General features: G+C 69.3%; 19 protein-coding genes. 5 read left to right on the forward strand and 14 right to left on the reverse strand.

Translation table 11 applies throughout. From position 1 onward, the window contains the following. Positions 1 to 73: 73 nt before the first annotated feature. From H074_RS29205 to H074_RS29230, 6 genes are all read right to left on the reverse strand, one after another. On the reverse strand, positions 74 to 1,243 hold the full coding sequence (locus H074_RS29205) for a lipid-transfer protein (protein ID WP_007033677.1): 1,170 nt from the start codon (positions 1,241 to 1,243) through the stop codon (positions 74 to 76). Further along, positions 1,243 to 1,638: a MaoC family dehydratase gene (locus H074_RS29210; RefSeq protein ID WP_007033678.1), complete on the reverse strand. Its 396-nt coding sequence runs from the start codon at positions 1,636 to 1,638 to the stop codon at positions 1,243 to 1,245. The genes H074_RS29205 and H074_RS29210 overlap by 1 nt, the downstream gene beginning before the upstream one ends. Continuing rightward, positions 1,635 to 2,549, reverse strand: coding sequence for a bifunctional MaoC family dehydratase N-terminal/OB-fold nucleic acid binding domain-containing protein (locus H074_RS29215; protein ID WP_007033679.1), 915 nt, complete (start codon positions 2,547 to 2,549; stop codon positions 1,635 to 1,637). The genes H074_RS29210 and H074_RS29215 overlap by 4 nt, the downstream gene beginning before the upstream one ends. Beyond that, positions 2,546 to 3,718, reverse strand: coding sequence for an acyl-CoA dehydrogenase family protein (locus tag H074_RS29220; RefSeq protein ID WP_007033680.1), 1,173 nt, complete (start codon positions 3,716 to 3,718; stop codon positions 2,546 to 2,548). The genes H074_RS29215 and H074_RS29220 overlap by 4 nt, the downstream gene beginning before the upstream one ends. 4 nt (positions 3,719 to 3,722) lie before the next feature. After that, positions 3,723 to 4,787: an acyl-CoA dehydrogenase family protein gene (locus H074_RS29225; protein WP_007033681.1), complete on the reverse strand. Its 1,065-nt coding sequence runs from the start codon at positions 4,785 to 4,787 to the stop codon at positions 3,723 to 3,725. Between the two features lie 112 nt (positions 4,788 to 4,899). Further along, complete coding sequence (locus H074_RS29230; protein ID WP_007033682.1) at positions 4,900 to 6,291, reverse strand: WS/DGAT/MGAT family O-acyltransferase; 1,392 nt, start codon at positions 6,289 to 6,291, stop codon at positions 4,900 to 4,902. Positions 6,292 to 6,357: 66 nt separating this feature from the next. Here H074_RS29230 and H074_RS29235 point away from each other — a divergent pair, with 66 nt between their 5' ends. Then, positions 6,358 to 7,602, forward strand: coding sequence for an alpha/beta hydrolase (locus tag H074_RS29235; protein WP_007033683.1), 1,245 nt, complete (start codon positions 6,358 to 6,360; stop codon positions 7,600 to 7,602). 165 nt (positions 7,603 to 7,767) lie between these two features. Here H074_RS29235 and H074_RS29240 read toward each other — a convergent pair whose 3' ends face one another. The 3 genes from H074_RS29240 to H074_RS29250 all read right to left on the reverse strand — a co-directional run bounded on the left by H074_RS29240 (position 7,768) and on the right by H074_RS29250 (position 13,922). Beyond that, entirely contained in the window at positions 7,768 to 8,952 is a 1,185-nt protein-coding gene (locus H074_RS29240; RefSeq protein ID WP_007033684.1) for an SWIM zinc finger family protein, read from the reverse strand. Then, positions 8,952 to 11,717 carry a DEAD/DEAH box helicase gene (locus H074_RS29245; protein ID WP_083920520.1) on the reverse strand — a complete coding sequence of 922 codons (2,766 nt, stop codon included), beginning with the start codon at positions 11,715 to 11,717 and terminating at the stop codon, positions 8,952 to 8,954. Before H074_RS29245 ends, H074_RS29240 begins: the two co-directional genes overlap by 1 nt. Before the next feature lie 129 nt (positions 11,718 to 11,846). Further along, complete coding sequence (locus tag H074_RS29250; RefSeq protein ID WP_007033686.1) at positions 11,847 to 13,922, reverse strand: acyl-CoA dehydrogenase family protein; 2,076 nt, start codon at positions 13,920 to 13,922, stop codon at positions 11,847 to 11,849. 169 nt (positions 13,923 to 14,091) lie between these two features. Between H074_RS29250 and kstR the strand changes: the two genes are divergently transcribed. Next, positions 14,092 to 14,739 carry a cholesterol catabolism transcriptional regulator KstR gene (kstR, locus tag H074_RS29255; protein ID WP_038523880.1) on the forward strand — a complete coding sequence of 216 codons (648 nt, stop codon included), beginning with the start codon at positions 14,092 to 14,094 and terminating at the stop codon, positions 14,737 to 14,739. Positions 14,740 to 14,801: 62 nt separating this feature from the next. On the opposite strand, the gene H074_RS29260 is transcribed toward kstR, so the two are convergent. The 3 genes from H074_RS29260 to icmF are packed head-to-tail and all read right to left on the reverse strand — an operon-like array spanning position 14,802 to position 19,923. After that, positions 14,802 to 15,791 (reverse strand): TIGR03557 family F420-dependent LLM class oxidoreductase, encoded by a 990-nt coding sequence (locus H074_RS29260; RefSeq protein ID WP_007033688.1) that lies wholly within the window; start codon positions 15,789 to 15,791, stop codon positions 14,802 to 14,804. Beyond that, positions 15,788 to 16,633 (reverse strand): LLM class F420-dependent oxidoreductase, encoded by an 846-nt coding sequence (locus H074_RS29265; protein ID WP_039923642.1) that lies wholly within the window; start codon positions 16,631 to 16,633, stop codon positions 15,788 to 15,790. Before H074_RS29265 ends, H074_RS29260 begins: the two co-directional genes overlap by 4 nt. A 53-nt stretch (positions 16,634 to 16,686) precedes the next feature. Next, positions 16,687 to 19,923, reverse strand: coding sequence for a fused isobutyryl-CoA mutase/GTPase IcmF (gene icmF / locus H074_RS29270; protein ID WP_007033690.1), 3,237 nt, complete (start codon positions 19,921 to 19,923; stop codon positions 16,687 to 16,689). Between the two features lie 135 nt (positions 19,924 to 20,058). Between icmF and H074_RS29275 the strand changes: the two genes are divergently transcribed. The 3 genes from H074_RS29275 (at position 20,059) to H074_RS29285 (ending at position 21,722) form a co-directional block, all read left to right on the forward strand. Further along, complete coding sequence (locus H074_RS29275) at positions 20,059 to 20,397, forward strand: ArsR/SmtB family transcription factor (RefSeq protein WP_007033691.1); 339 nt, start codon at positions 20,059 to 20,061, stop codon at positions 20,395 to 20,397. Then, entirely contained in the window at positions 20,390 to 21,043 is a 654-nt protein-coding gene (locus H074_RS29280; protein ID WP_007033692.1) for a DUF899 domain-containing protein, read from the forward strand. The genes H074_RS29275 and H074_RS29280 overlap by 8 nt, the downstream gene beginning before the upstream one ends. A gap of 121 nt (positions 21,044 to 21,164) precedes the next feature. Next, positions 21,165 to 21,722, forward strand: coding sequence for a dihydrofolate reductase family protein (locus tag H074_RS29285; protein WP_007033693.1), 558 nt, complete (start codon positions 21,165 to 21,167; stop codon positions 21,720 to 21,722). Between the two features lie 38 nt (positions 21,723 to 21,760). Here the strand turns inward: H074_RS29285 and H074_RS29290 are convergent, their stop codons facing one another. Both H074_RS29290 and H074_RS41315 read right to left on the reverse strand, forming a co-directional pair. After that, a complete protein-coding gene (locus H074_RS29290) occupies positions 21,761 to 22,324 on the reverse strand; it encodes a GTP-binding protein (RefSeq protein WP_007033694.1) in 564 nt (187 codons plus the stop codon). 28 nt (positions 22,325 to 22,352) lie between these two features. Further along, entirely contained in the window at positions 22,353 to 23,099 is a 747-nt protein-coding gene (locus H074_RS41315) for a DUF742 domain-containing protein (RefSeq protein ID WP_007033695.1), read from the reverse strand. Positions 23,100 to 23,102: the final 3 nt, after the last annotated feature.

Below are 23,102 nucleotides of genomic sequence, written 5' to 3' on the forward strand. Positions count from 1 at the left end.
GGCACCTCCCGGCCGGTAACCCTTTCACCGTGGCAGGTGCCGCTCTAGTACACCATCGGGCATTGAGGTGATCTCAGCCCGCGGTCAGGACCAGTCCGCTCGTAGGTACGCCGGTGCCGGCGGTCACCAGCACGCGCGAGGCCCCGTCGACCTGGTTGACGGCGTCGCCCCGTAGCTGCCGGACACCTTCGGCGATCCCGTTCATCCCGTGGATGTAGGCCTCCCCCAGCTGTCCGCCGTGCGGGTTGAGCGGGAGCTTCCCGTCGAGTTCCAGCGTGCCGCCGTCGATGAAGTCCTTGGCCTCGCCCTTCCCGCAGAAGCCGAGTTCTTCCAGCTGCATCAGGACATAAGGGGTGAAGTGGTCGTACAGCACGGCGAGGTCCATGTCGCCGGGCCCCAGCCCGGACTGCTCCCACAACTGCCTTCCCACGACGCCCATCTCGGGCAGCGCCGGAAGATCGTCGCGGTAGTAGCTGGTCATCACGTACTGGTCCGGCCCGCTCCCCTGCGCCGCCGCCGCGATGACGGCGGGCCGGTGCGGCAGGTCACGCGCCCGCTCGGCGCCGACGATCACCAGGGCGACCCCGCCGTCGCTCTCCTGACAGCAGTCCAGCAGGTGCAACGGTTCGGCGACCCAGCGGGAGGCCTGATGCTCTTCGAGCGTGATCGGCTTGCCGTAGAACCACGCCTTGGGGTTGGTCGCCGCGCGGGCGCGGTCGACGACGGCCACCCGGCCGAAGTCCTCACTGGTCGCGCCGTACTCGTGCATGTAGCGCCGGGCGAGCATGGCGACGGTCGCGGCCGGGGTCGCGATGCCCATCGGGTAGTGGAACGCGTTGTCGACGCCGGAGGAGTTCACCTGCCCCGCCGCGGCCGAGGACACCTGCCCGAACCGCATCCCGGACCGTTCGTTGAACGCCCGGTACGCGACGACGACGTCCGCGACACCGGTCGCGACGGCCATCGCGGCCTGCTGCACGGTCGCGGCCGCCGCACCGCCGCCGTAGTGGATCCGGCTGAAGAACTTGAGCTCGGGGATGCCGAGTTCGCGTGCGACGGCGATCTCGCTGTTGCCGTCCATGGTGAACGAGACCAGGCCGTCCACATCGGACGGAGAGAGCCCGGCGTCCTTCAACGCGCTCGAAACCGCTTCCGCCGCCAGCCGCAGCTCACTGCGCCCGGAGTCCTTGGAGAACTCCGTGGCGCCGATCCCGGCGATGGCCGCCCGTCCGGACAGCGTCATCACTCGCCTCCCAACGTGAGCGCCACGGTGCCCACCACGTGTTCACCGAGACTGTCCACACCGGACACCGAGATCACCACGTCGTCGCCGTCCCGTTCCGTGACCCGTCCGGTGAAGGTCAGCGTGTCGTAGGCGTAGCAGGGCACGCCGAGCCGGATCTTGATCGACCGCACGAACGCCTCCGGTCCCGCCCAGTCGGCGACGAACCTCTGCACCAGGCCGGTGTCGGTGAGGATGTTGAGGAAGATGTCCTTGGACCCGCGCTGAACGGCGGCGTCGCGGTCGTGGTGGACGTCCTGGAAATCCCGCGTCGCCAGCGCGGTGCTCACCACGAAGGTGGGGGTGGCCTCGATCGTCAGCGACGGCAGCTCGGTGCCGACCGAACAGTCCTTCATCGCGCGACCCTCCAAGCGGGCAACGTCAGTTCCTCGTCGATCTTCACGAAGGCGGCCTCCACCGGGAGTCCGATGTGGACAGACTCGGGATCGGCACCGAGCAGCTCGCCCATCACCCGGACCCCCTCCTCCAATTCGACGAGCGCGACCACGAACGGCAGATCCTTGCCGGGAACCTTCGGGTGGTGGTGCACCACGTAGCTGTAGACCTTGCCCTGTCCGCACGCGACGACGTAGTCCGGCTTGGCGTCGAAGTCGCCGTCCGGGGGCATCGGGCCGGGCGGATGCCGCAGGGTCTCGCCCCACCGCTGGATCCGCAGCTCCCCTTCACGCAGGCCCGCCCAGAAGAACTCGGTGTCCTTGCTGATCACCGGCCGCAGCACCGGGGCGGCCGCCTTGGCGGGCTCGGCGCCCGGCGGACGGAACTTCAGCACCCGGAACACCATGTCCGCGACGGCCTCGCCGCCGACGTACCAAGTGGTCTTCGTCGTCACGAACCAGCCTTCGCCCAGCGCGGTGCGTTTAGGTCCGACGACACTTTCGAGTTTCGCGGTCGCCGCGACGCGCTCGCCGTGCCGCAGATACCGGAAGTAGTTCTGCTCGGAGTTCGTCGCGACGACCGAGGTGAACCCCGCTTCGTCGAGCACCTCCATCATCGCGCCGAGCGGGTCGTCCGACGCCCTCGTCCAGTGCAGTCCGCCCATCGTCCACACCTGCGCCATCGCGGGTGGCGCGACAAGTCCCTTGTGGACACTCTTCGCGGCGAACTCTTCGTCGACGTACACCGGATTGCGGTCGCCGATGGCCTCGACCCAGTTGTTCACCATCGCCTGGTTGACCGCGTCGCGCGCGGCCCTCGGCGCGGATTCCCCGCGCGCGGCGATGTGGGCGGCCGCTTCCTGAATACTCATCGCGGCACCCTCGGCAACCCGAGGCCGGCGGTGGCGATCAGCTCGCGCTGGATCTCGTTGACGCCGCCGCCGAAGGTCAGCACCAGATTGCGTTTGGCCACCACGTCCAGCCACAGCACCAGTTCCGCGGTTTCGGCGTCGGCCTGATCGCCGTGCCGCGCCACGATCTCCTCCAGTCTCCTGGCCAGCCGCTGAATGCGTTCGGAACCGAAGATCTTGGTGGCCGACGCGTCGGCCACCGCCACCGGTCCGGTCGCCGACGACGCCGCGACCTGCCAGTTCAGCAGTTCGTTGACCCGGGCGGTCGCCAGGGTTTCCGCGAGGACGGCCCGGACGTCGGGCAGCTGGAGCAACGGCGTGCCGTCCGGCGCCTTCCTGGACGCCGCCCAGTCGCGGACGCGGTCGTGGAGACCGCCGATCCGCCCGGCGGGGCCGAGCATGACGCGTTCGTGGTTCAGCTGGGTGGTGATCAGCCGCCAGCCCTCGTTCTCCTTGCCCACCAGCATGTTCGCGGGCACCCGGACATCCGAGTAGTAGGTGGCGTTCACGTGGTGCGCACCGTCGCAGGTGATGATCGGCGTCCACGAATAACCCGGATCACGGGTGTCCATGATGAGGATGGAGATCCCCTTGTGCCTCGGCGCGTCCGGCGCGGTCCGGACGGCGAGCCAGATGTAGTCGGCGTCGTGCCCGCCGGTGGTGAAGATCTTCTGGCCGTTGACGACGTACTCGTCACCTTCGCGTACCGCTGTCGTGCGCAGCGCCGCGAGGTCCGTTCCCGCGTCGGGTTCGGTGTAGCCGATGGCGAAATGCACTTCACCGGCGAGGATCTTGGGGAGGAACAGGGATTTCTGCTCCTCCGTGCCGAACGCCTGCAGCGTGGGCCCGACGGTCTGCAAGGTCACCGACGGCAGCTGGACGTCGGCACGGGCGGCCTCGTCGACGAAGATGTGCTGCTCGATCTCGCCGAAACCCCGGCCGCCGTACTGTTCCGGCCAGCCGACGCCGAGCCGGCCGTCGCGGCCCATCCGCCGCACGATCTCGCGGTACACCGGTCCGTGCCGCTCCCGCAGCATCGCGCGCCGCTCGTCGGCGCTCACCAGCCCGGCGAAGTACTCACGCAGTTCGGAGCGCAACTCGTGTTGCGCCGCGGTCAGTTCGATCAGCATCGGTTCACCCCGCCACCAGTTCGCCCAGACCGGCCAGCCGATGCGAGGCGCCGCCGAGCATTCTTCCCAGATCCTTGACCGCCGACGAGAACCGGTGCAGTGGATACGTTTCGTCCACGCCGATCCCGCCGTGCAGGTGATGACACAAAGCCAGCGCCCCGGGCGCTTCCTCCGCCAGCCAGTACGCCGCGATGTCGAGTTCCGCCTCGGCGTCGAGCCCCGCCGCGAGCCGCCAGACCGCCGACCGCGCGGCCAGCTGGACCGTCCTCGAAGCGACGTAGACGTCCGCGATCTGTTGCGCCACCGCCTGGAACGCCGCCAGCGGACGCCCGAACTGCTCACGTTCGCCGACGTGCTTCGTGGTCAGCGCGAGCGCGCCGGCGAGCAGCCCGTCACCGAACGCCACGGCGCCCGCGAGCGCGAACCGGTGCAGCGTCGCGATCGACTCGCCGGGACCGTGCCCGTTGAGGAGGTCGGCGTCGGTGACGGTCACCGCATCCAGCGTCATCGTGTAGTCCGGTGTGCCGGAAGAGGTTCTCGTCGAGGTCAGCGTCACGCCGTCCGCGTGGGGATCGACCAGGAAGACGCCGGTGCCGCCGGGCATCGTGACGGGTGTCAGGATCCGGGTCGCCTCCGCCGCGAACGGCACGCCGATCTTGACCCCGCTCAGCCGCCAGTCCCCGGCCGATTCCGCGACGGTCGCGGGCCGGGTGGAGAACGGCGCGGAAGGTTCGTGCAGCGCGGCGGTGAGCACGGATTCGCCCGCGGCGACCGGCGGGAGCAGCGCCGAGCGCTGGTCCGGGCCACCGAGCGCCGTGACCGGCAGAACCCCGAACGCCAGCGACGCCAGCGCGGGCGCCGTCGAGGCGACGCGGCCGAGTTCGGTCAGCACCAAGGCGACTTCGGCGACACCGAGACCGTCACCGCCGAGTTCGGCGGGCAGCGCCAGCGCGAGCAGACCGGCGTCGGCGAGCGCGCGCCACGTGTCCGCGGGCTCGCGCTCCTTGCCGAGCACGCGCGCGGCCAGCGCGGTGACCTCGGTCTGCGTCTCGTCGAACTGGAAGTCCACACTGGCTCCTCACCGGGGCGAACGGGCACAATATTGAAACCTGTTCTAGTCTTAACCGGAAGGAGGCGTGACGGCAACCCCCGCGGGAGGCGGGGGTGCGGGAAGAGGGGATTCAAGGCATGGCTTTGAGCAGTTCCTCGAGAGCGTCGGGGAAATGGTCGGCGAGCGGCCACAGGTCACCGGTGAGTTCGCGGGCGCCGAGCAGGCCGACGTCGACCCTGCCCGCGTTGGACAGCACGGTGACGTTGAGCCCGGCGCCGTGGAACACCGGACCGAGCGGGTAGAGCCCGGTGATGCGGCAGCCCAGCAGGTACAGCGGCATCGGCGGACCGGGCACATTGGAGACCACGAGGTTGTGCACCACCGGATGCCGTTCGGCCAGGCGCAGCGCGGAATACGCTCGCACCGCGAGGCCGAACATGGTCGCCGCCGAGAACTGCGCCCAGTCCTGGAGCATGTCCGCGTCGATGTCGTGGTGATGGTCCTTGGAACGCCGATTCGACTCCGCGAGCATGAACACCCGCGCGGCGGGATCCTCCAGATGGGTGGGCAGCGACGCGAAGAACGCCGAAACCTTGTTGCTGCCGTGCTCGCGTTCGGTCCGGCCGCGCACCGACACCGGCACGGTCGCCACCAGCGGGTCTTCCGGCAGTTCGCCCCGGTCTCGGAGGAACCGGCGCAGGGCGCCGGTGACCACGGCGAGGACGACGTCGTTGACGGTCACCCCGAAGGCGTTCTTGATCCGTTTGACGTCGTCGAGATCGAGAGAGGAATAGGCGACACTGCGATGCGCGGTGATCGTCCCGTTGAACGACGTGCGCGGCGCCGTGAACGGGACCGGCATTCCTTTGCCCTGCAACGCTTTACCCAGCCATCTCGGCACGAGTTCGAGCAGGTCGGGGAGCAGTTTCACCATCTCGGCCGGGCGTTTCGCGAACGACGTCAGCCCCGCGCCGAACAGCGCACGTCTGCCGGGCACGCCCCCGTTGCGGCGTTCGTCCCGTGCGATCTCCGGCGGCGGGGCGTCCGGTTCGAGCCCGGCGAGAGAGGTGATCAGGCTGGCGCCGCCGACACCGTCGACACTCGCGTGATGCATCTTCAACAGGACCGCGATCCCGCCGTCAGCCAGGCCTTCGATGACGTACAACTGCCAGAGCGGCTGTGCGCGGTCCAGTCGTTGCCCCGCGATGTGGGCGCAGAGTTCGGCCAGTTCCCGCCGGTCACCGGGCGCGGGTACGCCGATCCGGTGAACGTGGGCTTCGAGGTCGAAGTCCTCGTCCTCGACCCAGACCGGATGCGCCAGATTCCAGAGTGGATTGTGCAGCTTGCGCCGGAACGCCGGGATCAGCTCGACCCGTTCGGCCAGTTTCTCCTTGAAGCGCTCGAAATCGTAGCCGCCGGGCATGGTCGAACCGTCCAAGGTGAGCAGCCCGCACACGTGCAGTACCTGGGCCGGTGTCTCCAGGTAGAGAAAACTCGCGTCCAGGCCGCTCAATCTCTGCATAAGAATCACCTTAAGTGAACTTTGCAACCGGTTCTAGACGGCCACCCGGCGGTAGGATCGGTGCCCATGCAGCCGAGTTTCGTCGTCCGTCAGGCACTCCAGCTCGCGCTCGCCGCGAACGCGCTGAAGCCGCCGAGAGGTGCCCGGACGGCGGTTCCGGTGTTCTTCGCGGGCTGGCTCACCGGGGAGCTCGCCCCGCATCTGCTCGCGCTCACCGCGGCCGACGCGGCGGCGCATGTCGCCCGGCACCGGGGCGGGTCGAGCAAGACCGGGCTCGCCCTCGCGGCGGCGTCGGCGGCCGGGCTCGGCACGCTGATCGCGCAGTCCCAGCGGGCCCGTGGCGAGATCGAGACCGCGCTGACCGAAGGCATCGGCAAGGCGTACGCCGACGAACTCCAGCATCCGCCGAGCCCGACCGACCTCGCGACGCCGTGGGGCCAGCTGGCCATGCCGTTCCGCATGCGCGACCCCGACGTCCGGCGGACCCGCAACGTCGCCTACGCGCCCGGCGGGAAACGGTTCCTGCTCGACGTCTACGCCCCGCGCGAGCCGGTCACCGGCGCGCCGATCCTGCTGCAGGTGCACGGTGGCGCCTGGGTGATCGGCAACAAGGACCAGCAGGGCCTGCCGCTGATGCTGCACATGGCCAAACGCGGCTGGATCTGCTTCGCGATCAACTACCCGCTCTCCCCCGCCGCCCGCTGGCCCGCGCATATCGTCGCGGCGAAACGCGCGCTGGCCTGGATCCGGAAGAACGCCGGTTCCTACGGCGGCGACCCGTCGTTCGTCGCCGTCACCGGCGGTTCCGCGGGCGGGCATCTCGCCGCGCTGCTGGCGCTGACCGCGAACGACCCGGCGCTGCAGCCCGGCTTCACCGAAGCCGACACGAGCATCCAGGCGTGTGCCCCGCACTACGGCGTGTACGACTTCGCCGCGACCAGCGGACGGCGCTCCAGCCAGACCCGGCTGAAGACGCTCATCGCCCGGCACGTCTTCGAGGCGGACAGAGATCCGGTGAACTTCCTCGACGACTACATCGCGGCGTCACCGCTGGACCGCATCACCGAGGACGCGCCGCCGTTCTTCGTCATCCACGGCGTCCACGACTCACTGGTGCCGGTGGGCGAGGCCCGCGAATTCGTGCGGCGCCTGCGGGACAAGTCCCAGCGCGAGGTCGCGTACGCGGAGATCTCCGGCGCGCAGCACGCCTTCGACGTCTTCCCCTCGATCCGCAGCGCACACGTCGTCCGCGGGGTGGAACGGTTCCTGGAATGGGCTTACCGGTCAGAGAAGCGCCCGGTCCAAGGGTGACCGGGGCGGCGCGGCACCGCACTCACGTGATCAGACCCGGAACTCTCGTGATTGAGAACGGGACTCACGTGATCAGGCACCGCACACCCGAGTGCGGCATCCAGTCACGCGAGTTCCGTCCCTGATCACGCGAGTCACGCCTTCACCCGGCCCAAGCCGACGGCGTCAGGGCGGATAGATCACGTCGGTCGGACGGGCGGAAGACGGGCCGTCGACCCGCCACCCCTCGCCGTCGCGCACGAACCGGTACCACCGTTCGTCACGGCCGTAACGCAGTTGCAGGTCGCCCTGGGTGATCCGGTTCCGCCAGATCTTCGGCGTTCCCGGCAACCCCGATTCGGCGAGGTCCGCCCTGGCCTGCGCGAGCGGCGCCTGCCCGGGACGCCAGGCGTCCCGGACCACGGCCATCCCGCCCCGGCCCGACTCACGCCAGGCCTGCGCCCAGACGGCCAGATCCCGCACCGGGATCCGGGCGGCCTCGGCGAGTTCGGCGACCACGTGAGGATCGCTCGCCGCCGCGCGACGCGCGAGGTCTTCCTCGAACGACAGCTCCGCTTCGCGCTCGGGCCCCATGACCAGCAGCTCCCAGGCCCTCGCGGCGGCGTCGGCCGCCAGTTCCGCGAACGTGTCGCTGCTCCAGCCCGTGCGGTGCGGCGGGTCGACGTCGAGGACCGCGGGCGGCCCGACCGTGCCCGGGACGGCCAGTCGCGGCGGCAGCGCGGCGATCCGCCGGGTGTAGGCGCGTTTCGGGTCCACCCCGGGCGCGGCGGGGGCACGCACCCGCTTGCCGGGCGCGCTCGCGGGGGCCCGGCGGGAGCGCAATTCCGCGAGCACGGCCTCCCTCGGCCTGCCGCGCAGCAGGAACAGCACGAACGGATCGGCGTCGACCTCGTCCGCGACCAGGTAGTACACCGCGGCGACGTGCTTGCACGGATTCGCGCTGTCGGGACAGGAACACTTCGGGCGCAGATCGCCGGGGCCGGGGAGCAGATCCGCGCCGGCGGCCCGCGCGTCCTCGGCCAACTCGCCGGGTAGCTCGCCGTCGAGGAGGGCGGCGACGTGCCCGAGGCGCGAGCCGACCATGCCGAGCAGGCTCTCCCACTGCGGTTCGGTGAACGCCCGCATGTGGATGGTCACCCGGTACGGCACCGCCCTGCTGCCCTGCACCCAGGCGGTCACCTCGCCCGCGCCGACCGCGAGGTCGCTGACCGTGTCTTTGCGCGCGTAAGTCCGCCCGCGCGGCAACCTGTTCGGGTCGAGCTTGGCGCGCTCCTCCAGGGCCTCGACCCACGCCTTGCCCCACCACGTGTTGCCGAAGGTGCGCCGTTTCCGGCCTGTCGCGCTCGGCATCAGGTCTCCCCGAGCCGGACGAGGTCGGCGAGCTCCTCGTCGGACAGTTCGGTGATCCAGTTCTCGCCCGCGCCGATGACCGCGTCCGCCAGCCCGCGTTTGGTCTCCAGCACCTTGGCGATGCGCTCCTCGAGCGTGCCCTCGGCGATCAGCCGGTGCACCTGGACCGGCCTGTCCTGCCCGATCCGGTACGCGCGGTCGGTGGCCTGATCCTCGACCGCCGGGTTCCACCAGCGGTCGTAGTGGATCACGTGAGTGGCCTTGGTCAGGTTGAGCCCGACCCCGCCCGCCTTGAGCGAAAGCAGGAACACCGGCACCTCGCCCGCCTGGAACCGGGCGACCATGTCCTCCCGGTCCTTGGGCGTGCTCGACCCGGACAGCAGCATCGCCGGCAGGCCGCGTTCGGCCAGGCGCTTCTCCAGCAGGCGACACAACCGGACGTACTGGCTGAACACGAGCACGCTGTCGCCCTCGTCGAGGATGACGTCGAGCAGTTCCTCGAACGCCGCGAGCTTGCCGGACCGGCCGTGCAGCACACCGGGTTCCTTGAGGTACTGCGCCGGGTGATTGCAGATCTGCTTGAGCTCGGTGAGCAGTTTGAGCACCTGCCCGCGCCGCGCCACCCCGTCCAGCTCGCGGATCATCGCGAGGTTCTCCCGGACCACGGCCTCGTACAGCGTCGTCTGCTCGGCGGTGAGCGGGACGAACCGGTCGGTCTCGGTCTTGCGCGGGAGCTCTGGCGCGATATCCGGGTCGGTCTTCTTGCGGCGCAACAGGAACGGCCGGACGGTCGTGGCGAGCCGTTCGGTGGCGGCGACGTCACGGTCGCGTTCGATCGGGCGGGCGACCTTGCGGCGGAAGCCGTCGAGCGAGCCGAGCAGCCCCGGCGTCGTCCAGTCCACGATGGACCAGAGTTCGGTGAGCCGGTTCTCCATCGGCGTCCCGGTCAGCGCGACCTTCGCGGCGGCCGGAATCTTCCGCAACTCCTTGGCGGTGGCCGAAAGCGGATTCTTGACGTGCTGCGCCTCGTCGGCGGCGACCATCCCCCAGTCCACTTCGGACAGTGCTTCGCGATCCCGGCGAAGGACGCCGTACGTGGCGAGCACGACCTCGTCCGGTGCGACCTCGTCGAGATGCCGTCCGCCACCGTGGAACCGGCGTACCGGGATGTCCGGCGCGAAGCGGGCGAACTCACGTTCCCAGTTGCCCAGCAGCGACGTCGGGCACAGGACGAGCGTGGGGCCTTCCCCGCGCGGACGGCGGTGCAGGTGCAGGGAGATGAGCTGGATCGTCTTGCCGAGCCCCATGTCGTCGGCGAGGCAGGCGCCGAGACCGAGTCCGGTCATCGTCGCCAGCCAAGCGAGGCCCGCCTTCTGATAGGGACGCAAGGTGGCCCGCAGTTCGGCGGGCTGCTCGATCGGTTCCGCGGCGCTGTCCCGGATTCGCTGGAGCAGCCCCGTCAGCGCCGACGGCGCGGTGAACTCGACCTTTTCGCCGTCCAGTTCCAGTTCGCCGGTGAGCGCCGCGGCCAGCGCCTCGGCCCCGGACAGCTTCTTCGCGCGGTGGGCGCGCACCTTGGCGATCAGGCGCGCGTCGACCTTGACCCATTTGCCTCGCAGTCGCACCAGCGGCCGTTTCGCCTCCGCGAGCGCGGTGACCTCGGCGTCGGTGAGGTCCTCTTCCCCGAGGCTCAGCCGCCAGCGGAACTGCAGGAGGCTCTTGAGCGTGAACTCGGGCCCGGTGACACTGCCCGGGGCCTGCGTCGCGCTCGCTTTCGCCTTGAGCTCGCCCGCGAAGAGGTCCTTCGGCCACTGCACCTCGATGCCGGCGCCACCCAGCGCCGCGTCCCCGTGGGTCAGCAGGTCGACGACCTCGTCGTACTCCAGCGCCAGCCCGGTCGGCGCGGCCGACCGGAGCATGCGGCCGAGCGGTGCCCACGCCCTGGCGCCCCGGCGCAGACCGAGCAGCAACTGCGTCTCGACCTGCTCGCCCATCCGTTCCAGTACCGCCTCGGGCGCGTCCCAGAGTGTCGCCGCCTCGACGATCAGGCTCGGATCGGCGGCGCTCCGCACGGCGAGCACGGCGGCGAACGTGGGCTCTTCTTCGGGATCCTCGGGCTCGTGGACCTCCATGCGCAGGACGAGATGCGCGCTGTGTGCCTGCCGGGCGCTCAGTTCCGCCAGCCACGCGGCACCGTCCGGCCCGACCAGCGTCGGCTCGGCCGCGGCGAACGCAGGACCGCCCGCCGCGACGCTCGCGGCCGGCGTGCGGACCAGCACGTCCGCCGTCGCGTCCCAGAGCGCGCGGATCAACGACTCGGGCGAATGCAGCCGGATCCGTTTCAGTCCGGACAACGGCAGCGCGTGGGCCTCGGGAGGCAGCGCGGCGGCGAGCCCGCGCAGCATCTCCTCGTCGGCGACGTCGAGCGGGCCGACCCGCCACGAATCCACCCCGCCGGGTGAGGCCGCGGGAAGCAGCCTGCCGCGGGCGATGAGGTTCACCCCGGCTTCGGCGACGGCCGACCACGCGGCGATGGCCGGGCTCAGGTCGCCGTCCGCGGTGAGCAGCCGCGGAATCGCGCGTGACAACGGGACGAGTGCCGCGTCGACCTTCGTGCGCCGGAAGACCTTGCCCGCCGGAAGCACGAGTTCGATCGCGGTGTCACCCGCTACGCCGTCTCCCCAGAGCGCCAGCACGCCGTCCCGCGGGGGATCCGAGGGAACGAAGGTGGCTTGGGTTCCTGTTCCGAACTCCACCCCTCGCACGCTAGAGCACCGGACCGACAGGCGGCGGGCGGCGGTGGCGTGAAAGGGGCGTTCAGGACACAAAACGTCTTGAACTTCCCTTTCACGACGCCCGGAACGGGCGTGACCGGGACTTTCACGACCCGGGTTTCAGGACCGAGGCAGCCCCAGCAACCGTTCGGCCGTCAGGGACAGCAGCACCTGCGTCGTGCCGCCCGCGATACTGAGGCAGCGGGTCAGCAGGAACTCGTGCTGCGCGGGGCCGCCGTCCACGAGGGCGTTCTCCCCGAGCGCCTCCAGCGCGAACTCCGCCACCGCCTGCCGATGCCGCACTCCCAGCAGCTTGCGCACGCTCGACTCGGCACCGGGGTCTTGCCCGTCGAGCCGCCGCAGCGTCGCCCGCAGGTCCAGGACAGAACACGCGCTGCCGTCGGCGATCAGCGCGCCGAGTTTCTCCTGATCGGCGTCGTGGCCGAGGGTGGCGAGCAGGTTCTCGACGCCCTCCCCCACCGCCGACCCGCTCCCGAGGGCCACGCGCTCGTTCGCCAGCGTCGTCCGCGCGAGCCGCCAGCCACCGTCGACCTCCCCGACCACCATCTCGTCCGGGACGAAGACGTCGTCGAGGAACACCTCGTTGAAGACGGCGTCGCCGGTGATCTCGCGCAGCGGGCGCGTGCTGATCCCGTCGGCCGTCATGTCGACCAGGAAGTAAGTGATCCCCTTGTGCTTCGGCGCGTCCGGATCGGTGCGCGCCAGGCAGATCGCCCAATCTGCCTCACGCGCGAGCGACGTCCACACCTTCTGGCCATTGAGCAGCCATCCGCCGTCGACGCGCCGGGCCGTCGTGCGAAGCGACGCGAGATCGGACCCCGCCTCCGGCTCGCTGAACAACTGGCACCAGGTGATCTCGCCGCGCAAAGTGGGCGCGGCGAAACGTTCGCGCTGTTCCCGCGAACCGTGTTCGAGCAGCGTCGGGATCGCCCAGGAGCCGATGACCATGTCGGGACGGCGGATACCGGCGTCCGCGAGCGCGGCGTCGATCCGCAGTTGCTCGGCGGCCGCGGCGCCCCTGCCGTACGGCGCGGGCCAATGCGGGGCCAGCAGTCCCGAATCGGCCAGCGCGACGCGCCGTCCCGGCTCGGGCAGTGCGGCGATTTCGCCGACCAGGTCACGGAGTCCGGCATCTTCGCCGACGTCGACGCTCAACGTCCGGCGGTCGCCGCGCAGCGCGAGTTCGGCGGCGCGACGGCGCCAGCGGGCGGAACCGCCGAGCCACTGGCGCAGGGCGACGGCGCGGCGCAAGTAGAAGTGCGCGTCATGCTCCCAGGTGAATCCGATGCCGCCGAGGACCTGGATGCAGTCCTTCGCGTTGGCCGCGGCCGCGTCGAGCGCGCAGGCCGCCGCCGTCGCGGCCGCGAGGGCGTGCTGCGCCGGGTCGTCGGCCGCCCTCGCCGCGTCCCAGGCGAGCGCGTCCGTCGCTTCGGCCCGGCACAGCATTTCCGCGCACAGATGCTTGATCGCCTGGAAGGACCCGATGGGACGGCCGAACTGCTCTCGCACTTTCGCGTACTCGACGGCGGTCCGAAGACACCATCGGGCGATGCCCGCGGCTTCGGCGGCGCCGAGCGTGGCGGCGTAGGAATCCACCGGCAGTGCCTCGAAAACCGCTTCCGGCCGCACCTTCGAGCACCTGACACGACCGACCGGCCGGGAGACATCGAACGGCTCGCACCGCTCGATGTCCACTCCGGACGTGCCGGGTGGAATGAGCGCGGAGACGTCACCGTCGGAAACCAGCGTCCACGCCGACGGGTGAACGTCGAGAGCCGGTCCGGACTCGCCGTCGACGACCGAACCGGAGATGGTGAAACCGGGGCCGAGTACCACGGCCAGCCGCTCGGTCCCGTCCGCGAGGCCGGGCAGGATCTCCTTGGCGGTTCGGGGAACCGTCGCGAGCAACGCGCCGCCCAACGCCGTCCCGAGGACGGGACCGGGCACGAGTGCTTCGGCGGCTTCGGCGAGCCCGGCGGCTAGATCGGCGAGCGTCCCGCCGGCGCCGCCGACGTCTTCGGGAATCGCCACGCCGAACAGGCCGAGTTCCGCCAGCCCTGGCGGTGGCTCGGCGATCCGGCCACTTCGGACGGCTTCGACGGGACGGGTGGAAGCCGCCCATGCCCGGATCGACGCGGCCAGCGCCGCCTGTTCCTCGGTGAGCGCGATCGACACGGGTGAGACCTCCTCGCCGTGGCCCTGATCAGACCTACCCGCAAGTGTAGAACGTGTTACAGTTTCTTGCCCAGTGGGTCACGTCTTGAACAGTTCGTCCGCTTAGGTACGCTACGCGGGGAAAGTGGAACAAGTTCCGAAGATCGGTTCGATGAAGGGGGACGTGGCGATGCCAGGGAAGGCCAAGGCGCCCACGAGCGCGAAAGCGCGAAGCGGCAACGGTCTCTCCGCGCTGGGCGGCGAGGAACTCGGCTCCGCGGCACAACGCGACCGGCGGCGCCGCATCATCGACGCGACCCTGACCCTCGCCGCGAAGGGTGGGTACGACGCGGTCCAGATGCGGGCGGTCGCCGAAAAGGCGGACGTCGCGCTCGGCACGCTGTACCGCTACTTCCCATCGAAGATCCACCTGCTGGTTTCCGGGCTGGCCAGGGAATTCGAACGCGCGCAGGAGAAACTCGACCGCGCGGCCATCCCCGGCGACACCCCGAGCGAGCGGCTGATGTTCGTCCTCGGCCGCAACACCCGGCTGATGCAGCGAGACCCGCACTTGACCGAGGCCATGGTCCGCGCGTTCATGTTCGCCGACACGACCGCGGCCGCCGAGGTCGAACAGGTCGGGCGGCTCATGGAGAACATGTTCGCCAAGGCCATGGGCATCGAGGACCCGACCGAAGCCGATCGCGACATCTTCCACGTCATCGCCGACGTCTGGATGGCGAACCTGGTCGCCTGGGTGACGCGGCGCGCCTCGGCGGCCGACGTCGCGAACCGGCTGGAACTGTCGGTGCACCTGCTGCTGGACAAGAACGTCTGACCTGGGTCCTCGTGAGTGGTAAGGACGGTTCTAACCGTCCTTACCACTCACGAGGCCGGCGGTTACGCGGTCAGCTTCGGCAGCACGTCCCGCCCGAAGGTCTCGATGAACTCGTCCTGGTTCCGGCCCACGTTGTGGATGTAGATCCGGTTGAAGCCGGCGTCGACGTACTTCTGCAGCGCCGCGCGGTGCACGTCCGGGTCGGACGAGACGACCATGCGCCCCTCGAAGTCCTCACGCCGCACCAGTTTCGCCATCTGCGCGAAGTCGAACGGCGACCGGATGTCGGCCTTCGGGAACTTCATGCCGCCGTTGGGCCACTGGTCCAGCGCGTTGGCCCACGCCGTCTCGTCGTCCTCGGCCCACGACAGGTGCACCTGCAGAAGCTTCGGCATCGAGTCCGGATCCTTGCCCGCCTTGCGCGCGCCGGTGCCGAAGTTGTCGAGGATCCCCGCCAGCTTCTCGATCGACGCGCCCGGCGTGATCAGCCCGTCCGCGAGCTCACCGGTCTTGCGTGAGGTGTACGGGCCCGCCGACGCGATGTAGATCGGCGGCGGCTCGTCCGGCAGCGTCCACAGCCGGGTGGTGTGCAGCTTGAAGAACTCGCCGCTGTGCTTGACGTCCTTGCCGGTGAACAGCTTCCGGATGACCTCGAGCGCCTCGAACATCCGCCGTACGCGTTCGGGCGCTTCGGGCCAGTAACCGCCGATGATGTGCTCGTTGAGCGCCTCGCCGGAACCGATGCCGAGCCAGGTCCGGCCCGGGTAGGTCGCCTCCAGCGTCGCCGCGGCCTGCGCGACCATCGACGGGTGCAGCCGGAACGACGGGCACGTCACGCCCGGCCCCAGGTCGCCGGTGGTGTTCTCCGCCAACGACGCGAGCACGCTCCACACGAAGGACGCTTCACCCTGTTGAGGGACCCACGGCTGGAAGTGGTCGGCCGCCATCTGGCCGGAGAACCCGTGCTGTTCGGCCAGCGCGGCCAGCCGGATCGACTCCCGCGGCGAGAACTGCTCGAGCGCCGCGGCCAAGCCGATTTGAACCTCAGTCACGCCTGCTGCCCCTTTCGAAAGCTCTCGGCGACCTTCGCGAACTGGTCGAGTCGTTCCAGTGTCGCCGCTTCGGGCTCGGTCGGCAGGAAGAGCGTCGCCTCGTCGACGCCGCCGTCGGCCAGCCTGCCCAGCGCGGCCTCTTCCGGGGTGGCACCGAAGGCCGAGAACTTGATGTCGCCACGGCCCTGGTCGGCCAGCCATTGACGAGCCCGGCGAAGCTCCTCCGGCGGTGTGTGGGCATGCGGCAACCAGCCGTCGCCGTACTTGGCGATCCGCTCCATCGCCTTCTCCCCCGCACCGCCGATGTAGATCGGCGGATGCGGCTTCTGCACTGGCTTCGGCCACGCGAAGATCGGGTCGAAGTCGACGTGCTTGCCGTGGAACTCGGCCTCGTCCTTCGTCCAGATCTCCTTCAGCGCGGCGAGTTGCTCGTCGACGAGCGCGCCCCGGGTACGCGGATCCGTGCCGTGATTGCGCATTTCCTCCCGGTTCCACCCGACGCCGACGCCGAAGACGAACCGGCCTCGCGAGACCAGGTCCAGTGAAGCGACCTCTTTCGCCGTGTGGATGACGTCGCGCTGCTGCACCAGCGCGACACCCGTGCCCAGCTTCAGCGTCGACGTGGCCCCGGCCGCCGCCGTCAGCGCGACGAACGGGTCCAGGGTCCGGTAGTACACGCGCGGCAGTTCGCCACCGCCCGGGTACGGGGTTTCCCGGCTGACCGGAATGTGCGAATGCTCCGCGATGTGGAGCGAGCTGAACCCTCGCTCTTCGACAGCGGCGGCGAGGGTGTCCGGCCTGATGCCTTCATCGGTGATGAAAGTGGCGATTCCGATCTCCATGTCCAGCATCTACCCGGACACGCCCCGCGATATTCCCGAGCCGCCGCACGGCGCTAGACGTTGCGCCGGTACTGCCCGCCCACCTCGAAGAACGCCTCGGTGATCTGACCGAGCGAGCACACCCGCGCCGCGTCCATCAGGACACCGAACAGGTTGCCGCCCCGGGTCGCGGCCTCGCGCAGCGTCTTGAGCGCGACCTGCGCCTCGGCGTGGTGGCGGCGCTGGAAGTCCTCGAGCCGCTCCAGCTGCGAACGCTTCTCGTCCTCGGTCGCCCGCGCGAGTTCGACCTCGACGTCGTTCTCACCGCCGTTCGGGTTGCGGAAGGTGTTGACGCCGATGATCGGCAGCGTGCCGTCGTGCTTCTGGCGTTCGTAGAGGATCGACTCGTCCTGGATCTTGCCGCGCTGGTAGCCGGTCTCCATCGCGCCCAGGACGCCGCCGCGCTCGGAGATCCGGTCGAACTCCAGCAGCACGGCCTCTTCGACCAGGTCGGTCAGCTCGTCGATGATGAACGAGCCCTGCAACGGGTTCTCGTTCTTCGACAGGCCCCACTCCTTGTTGATGATCATCTGGATCGCCATCGCGCGCCGCACCGAGCTCTCCGACGGCGTCGTGATCGCCTCGTCGAAAGCGTTGGTGTGCAAGGAGTTCGCGTTGTCGTAGAGCGCGCACAGCGCCTGCAGCGTGGTGCGGATGTCGTTGAAGCTCATCTCCTGCGCGTGCAGCGACCGGCCGGAGGTCTGCACGTGGTACTTGAGCTTCTGCGAGCGCTCGTTGGCGCCGTAGCGCTCCCGCATCGCGACCGCCCAGATCCGGCGCGCGACCCGGCCCAGCACCGAGTACTCGGCGTCCATGCCGTTGGAGAAGAAGAACGACAGGTTGGGCGCGAAGTCGTCGATGTCCATCCCGCGCGCGAGGTAGCTCTCGACGTAGGTGAAGCCGTTCGACAGGGTGAACGCCAGCTGCGAGATCGGGTTCGCCCCGGCCTCGGCGATGTGATAGCCGGAGATCGACACCGAGTAGAAGTTCCGGACGCCGTGCTCGATGAACCATTCCTGGATGTCGGCCATCATGCGCAGGCTGAACTCGGTGGAGAAGATGCAGGTGTTCTGCCCCTGGTCCTCCTTGAGGATGTCCGCCTGCACGGTGCCGCGAACGTTGCGCAGCGCCCATTCGCGCAGTTCGGCGGCCTCGGCTTCGGACGGCTCGCGGCCGTGCTCGGCCTTGAACGCCTCGACGCGCTGATCGATCGCGGTGTTGAGGAAGAACGCGAGGATCGTCGGTGCCGGACCGTTGATCGTCATCGAGACCGAGGTGCTCGGCGAGGTCAGGTCGAAGCCGTCGTAGAGCACCTCCATGTCCTCGAGGGTCGCGATGGAGACACCCGAGGTGCCGACCTTGCCGTAGATGTCGGGGCGGGTGTGCGGGTCGTGCCCGTACAGCGTCACCGAGTCGAAGGCGGTCGAAAGGCGCTTCGCGTCGGAGTCGGCGGAAAGCAGCTTGAACCGCTTGTTGGTCCGGAACGGGTCACCCTCGCCCGCGAACATACGCGCCGGGTCCTCGCCCTCGCGCTTGAACGGGAAAACGCCCGCGGTGTAAGGGAAGTATCCGGGCAGGTGCTCGCGGCGCAGGAAGGACAGCAGTTCGCCGGATTCGGTGTAGCGCGGCAGCGCCACGCGCGGGATCCGGTTGCCGGACAGTGTGTCGCGCCACAGCTGGGTGTGCAGTTCCTTGTCGCGGATCTTCACGACCAGCTCGTCGGCGCGGTAGGACTCGGCCAGCTCCTGGAAGCGGGCGAGCAGATTCGCCGACTCACCGTCCACATCGGACTCGGCGGCGGCGAGCAGGCCGTCGAGCGCGTCGGTGTTCGCGTCGACGGCGGCCAAAGCGTCCTTGGCGGCGGCGAGGTGCTCGCGTTTGCGCAACGCGGCGACCTGCTGCTCGGTCTTCGCGTGGTAACCGCGGACGGTCTCGGAGATCTCCGCGAGATAGCGCGTCCGGTTGGCCGGGATGATCGTGCTGGCGTCGGTGGAGACCTTGCCTTCGACCTTCGGGAGCACGCCCGCCGAGACGGTCAGCCCGCGTTCGGCGAGGGTGTCGCGCAGATGCTGGTAGAGCGCGGTGACGCCGTCGTCGTTGAACTTCGCGGCGCTGGTGCCGTAGACCGGCATGTCCTCGGGCGAGGAGCTGAACGCCTCCCGGTTGCGTACGAGCTGACGCGCGACGTCGCGACGGGCGTCTTCGGCGCCACGGCGCTCGAACTTGTTGATCGCCACCGCGTCGGCGAAGTCGAGCATGTCGATCTTCTCCAGCTGCGACGCCGCGCCGAACTCCGGCGTCATGACGTACAGCGACTGGTCCACGTAGTCGACGATGCCGGCGTCGCCCTGGCCGATACCCGGCGTCTCGACGATCACGAGGTCGAAACCGGCGGCCTTGCACGCGAGGATCGACTCGGAGAGCCCGGCGGGGATCTCACCGCTGGTGGTCCGCGTGGCCAGCGAGCGGAAGTAAACGGGGCTGCCGTCGAGACAGTTCATCCGGATGCGGTCGCCGAGCAGCGCTCCCCCGCCCTTGCGGCGCGACGGGTCGACGGCGAGCACGGCGATGCGGAGCTTGTCCTCCTGGTCCAGCCGGAAGCGGCGGATCAGCTCGTCGGTGAGCGACGACTTGCCGGAACCACCCGTTCCGGTGATGCCGAGGACCGGCACCGTCCGGGACTTGGCGGTCTCGGTGATCTTGTCGAGCCAGTCCTGTGGCAGGGCCTCGCGCTGGAGTTGCGTGATGACGCGGGACAGCGCCGGGATGTCACCCGAAAGCAGTTTGTCGAGCGACCCGGGCGACTGCGCGGACAAGTCCGTGTCGCAGGCCTTGATCATCAGGTTGATCATGCCCGGGAGGCCCATCTCGTAGCCGTCCTCGGGAGAGAAGATCCGCGCGACGCCCCGCGAATGCAGCAGGTCGATCTCCTCGCGGACGATGACACCGCCCCCGCCGCCGAACACCTTGATGTGCCCCGCGCCGCGCTCGTCGAGCAGCTCGACCAGATAGCTGAAGTACTCGACGTGCCCGCCCTGGTAAGCGCTGATGGCCACGCCCTGCACGTCCTCGGCGATGGCCGCGGTGGCGACCTCGTCGACCGACCGGTTGTGCCCGAGGTGCACGACCTCCGCACCCTGCGACTGCAGGATGCGCCGCATGATGTTGATGGACGCGTCGTGCCCGTCGAAGAGGCTCGACGCCGTCACGAAGCGAACGGGGTTCACGGGCCGGTGGAGGTCGCTGCTCATCTCTCCAAAATACTTGGACTTCCGACTGTTTTAAACCCGGCAACTTGCGTGACGGCGCTCTCACTCGTCCTTGACAGATCAACCCACACCAGTACTTTCAACCCAGAGGTTGAACAACCGATTGATTGAGCAGCGATGACCAATGATCAGCTCAGCGCCACGTTCGCCGCCTTGGCGGACCCCACCCGGCGGGCGATCCTCGCCCGGCTCGCCGCCGGCGAGGCCAGCGTGAACGAGCTGGCCCAGCCCTTCTCGGTCAGCCTCCAAGCCGTCTCGAAACACCTCAAGGTCCTCGAGCGCGCGGGTTTGATCAGCCGGAGCCGGACGGCGCAGTGGCGGCCCTGCCGGCTGGAGGCGGCCCCGCTCGGCGAGGTCTCCGACTGGGTCGAGCGCTACCGGCGCTTCTGGGAAGGCGGCTTCGGCCGCATGGAAGAACACTTGGCTGAACTTCAGAAAGGCGAAAAAGATGACTGAGACCACCGCGCTGCCGGAGGTCGTCTCGGCCGACGATTGGCAGATCGCACGAGACGTGTTGCTGGCCAAGGAAAAAGAGCTCACCCGTGCCGCGGACGCGCTCGCCGCCGAACGGCGACGGCTGCCGATGGTCCGCTTCGACAGCACGTACGAGTTCGACGGACCCCAGGGCCGGGTCACCCTCCTGGACCTGTTCGAGGGGCGACGTCAGCTCATCGTCTATCACTTCATGCTCGGCCCGGGGCAGAAGGCGGGCTGCCCCGGCTGCTCGATGATCGTGGACAACATCGGCCACCTCGCCCACCTGCACGCCCGCGACACCACGCTGTACGTGGTCGCGCCGGCGACGCTGCCCGAAATCGAGCGGTACAAGGAGCGGATGGGCTGGACCGTCCCGTGGGTCTCGACCCTCGGCGGCTTCAACCCGGACTGCGGCATCGACGGCGGGTTCGGCATCAGCGTCTTCCTGCGCGACGGCGACGAGGTGTTCCGGACGTACTTCACCACTGATCGCGGCGGGGACCAGCTGGTGGGGACGCTGCGGTACCTGGATCTGACGCCGCTCGGACGGCAGGAGGCCTGGGAGGAGGCCGGCCGCGGGACCGACGGCCCCGGGCACTGGTGGAAGCGGCACGACGAGTACTGAGCCCCCGGGCCCCGCAATCCGTCACCTACTTGCGGTCGAGGCATGTCGAGAACCGCCAGGTCGCTCCGACCCCTCGGTGTCCGGCGCCCGGAAGGCGGGCGCCACCCCGAAGGGAACAGCCATGCGCAAGCTCGTCTACTTCGTCCACACCTCGATCGACGGCCACATCGAGGGCCCGGACGGCGAGTTCGACTGGCCCGCGATGGGGCCCGAGCTGTCCGGCCACTCCCAGGAACTGGTCGACCGCGCCGACACCTTCGTCTACGGACGGCGGGTCTGGGAGATGATGTCGTCGTTCTGGCCGCGGGCGGAATCGCTGTCGGACGACCCGCACGACCTGCGTTTCGCACCGATCTGGCGGAAGACGCCGAAGATCGTCTTCTCCCGGACGCTGGAAGAGGCGGACTGGAACACCGAGGTCGTCGGCGGCGACCTCGCCGAACTCGTAGCCGGGCTCAAGGGCGGGCCCGGCAAGGATCTGCTGCTGATGGGCGGGGCCGCACTGGCCACCGCGCTCGCCGACCGCGGTCTGATCGACGAGTTCCACGTCGTCGTGCACCCGGTGGTGCTCGGCGGCGGCAAGCAGGTGTTCTCGGGCGGCGTCCGGACGGACCTGCGGTTGACCGGCACCCGCACGTTCGACGGGCGCGCGGTACTGCTGACCTACGAAGTGAAGTGAAACCCGGGGCGGCAGCCCCTACGCTGCCGCCGTCAGGATCACCTGGCGTTGCTCGCGCGCAACGCGATCCACTGCCGCATCGCGTATTCGACCAGTGTGATCAGCGTCTGCTTCGTCGACTCCCGTTCCCGGGCGTCGCAGCGGACGATCGGGATGTTGGGGTCGATCGAAAGCGCTTCACGCACGTCGTTGATGTCGTGCTCGAGGATGCCGTCGAAGGTGTTCACCCCGACGATGTAGGGCAGGCCCCGGTCCTCGAAGAAGTCGATCGGCGCGAACGAGTCGGCCAGCCGTCGCGTGTCGGCCAGCACCACGGCGCCGATCGCGCCGCGGACGAGGTCGTCCCACATGAACCAGAACCGCTGCTGCCCGGGTGTGCCGAACAGGTAGAGGATCAGGTCCGCGTCCAGGGAGACCCGGCCGAAGTCCATCGCGACCGTGGTGGTCGATTTGTTGGGCGTCTGGTCGAGGTTGTCGATCCCCCGACTGGCGTCCGTCATCATCGCCTCGGTGGTGAGCGGGACGATCTCCGACACCGAACCGACGAAGGTCGTCTTGCCCGCACCGAAGCCACCCGCCACGACGATCTTCGCGGATGTCATGGTCGGGGGCGCGGTTTCCCGCGGTGCCTTAAAGCCGACGGAGTCCACTCAAAACCCTTTCCATCAACACCAGATGTGCCTCGGCGCCGTCATTGCCCGAAATCGTCTTGTGCACGCTGACCAGCCCCGCGTCCGCCGCGTCGCTGATCAGCACGCGTGCCACACCCAGCGGTACGCGCAGGGTCGCCGCGATCTCGGCGACCGAACGCGGGGTGCGGCACTCCTCGATGATCGAGACGCACTCGATCTGGTCCGCGGCCGCCGCTGGGAGGCTACCCGCGACGACATGGTCCTTGGTGGAGATGAGGGTCTCCAGCTCGAGAGCGTAGTTCGCCTTCGTCCGGCCCCCGGTGAGGGCATAGGGACGGACGATCGCCGTCTCTTCGAGCGGCGACGGCGCCTGCTCGAAGACGGCGGGCATGATGAACTCGCCACTGGGCGGGCCCGGGTCGAAAAGACCACCTGGTCTCGGCCCGACGGCGCCTGCGCCGCTGTCGGGTGGAGAGGCAAGTGAGGTCACGCGGTCTCCTTGATCGGTCGGCTGCGGGACTGCCGATTCCCCGGCGGCGTGTGCTCCGCCCGCCTGGGAATCCTCTGACTGCTTGTGCTTCTTGCGCTTCCGACGACCACGACCCGAATCCAGGGTGAAGCCGTTCAGGACGTCGGCGAAGGTGCCGTCGTCGCGTGAACCGGCGGCATTGGCAGCCCCCGCGTGCGAAGGCTGGTTTTCACCCGTCCCCGGCGGTTCGCCGAAGGATCCGGACCCGGTGCTCATCGG

It is taken from the genome of Amycolatopsis decaplanina DSM 44594 (genome assembly GCF_000342005.1).
GTDB lineage: Bacteria > Actinomycetota > Actinomycetes > Mycobacteriales > Pseudonocardiaceae > Amycolatopsis > Amycolatopsis decaplanina.

Excerpts from the sequence above, each read along its gene's own strand:
- H074_RS29205 (WP_007033677.1), bottom strand. The coding sequence starts at position 1,243 with ATGACGCTGTCCGGACGGGCGGCCATCGCCGGGATCGGCGCCACGGAG.
- H074_RS29210 (WP_007033678.1), bottom strand. The coding sequence starts at position 1,638 with ATGAAGGACTGTTCGGTCGGCACCGAGCTGCCGTCGCTGACGATCGAG.
- H074_RS29215 (WP_007033679.1), bottom strand. The coding sequence starts at position 2,549 with ATGAGTATTCAGGAAGCGGCCGCCCACATCGCCGCGCGCGGGGAATCC.
- H074_RS29220 (WP_007033680.1), bottom strand. The coding sequence starts at position 3,718 with ATGCTGATCGAACTGACCGCGGCGCAACACGAGTTGCGCTCCGAACTG.
- H074_RS29230 (WP_007033682.1), bottom strand. The coding sequence starts at position 6,291 with ATGCAGAGATTGAGCGGCCTGGACGCGAGTTTTCTCTACCTGGAGACA.
- H074_RS29235 (WP_007033683.1), top strand. The coding sequence starts at position 6,358 with ATGCAGCCGAGTTTCGTCGTCCGTCAGGCACTCCAGCTCGCGCTCGCC.
- H074_RS29240 (WP_007033684.1), bottom strand. The coding sequence starts at position 8,952 with ATGCCGAGCGCGACAGGCCGGAAACGGCGCACCTTCGGCAACACGTGG.
- kstR (WP_038523880.1), top strand. The coding sequence starts at position 14,092 with ATGCCAGGGAAGGCCAAGGCGCCCACGAGCGCGAAAGCGCGAAGCGGC.
- H074_RS29265 (WP_039923642.1), bottom strand. The coding sequence starts at position 16,633 with ATGGAGATCGGAATCGCCACTTTCATCACCGATGAAGGCATCAGGCCG.
- icmF (WP_007033690.1), bottom strand. The coding sequence starts at position 19,923 with ATGAGCAGCGACCTCCACCGGCCCGTGAACCCCGTTCGCTTCGTGACG.
- H074_RS29275 (WP_007033691.1), top strand. The coding sequence starts at position 20,059 with ATGACCAATGATCAGCTCAGCGCCACGTTCGCCGCCTTGGCGGACCCC.
- H074_RS29280 (WP_007033692.1), top strand. The coding sequence starts at position 20,390 with ATGACTGAGACCACCGCGCTGCCGGAGGTCGTCTCGGCCGACGATTGG.
- H074_RS29285 (WP_007033693.1), top strand. The coding sequence starts at position 21,165 with ATGCGCAAGCTCGTCTACTTCGTCCACACCTCGATCGACGGCCACATC.
- H074_RS29290 (WP_007033694.1), bottom strand. The coding sequence starts at position 22,324 with ATGACATCCGCGAAGATCGTCGTGGCGGGTGGCTTCGGTGCGGGCAAG.
- H074_RS41315 (WP_007033695.1), bottom strand. The coding sequence starts at position 23,099 with ATGAGCACCGGGTCCGGATCCTTCGGCGAACCGCCGGGGACGGGTGAA.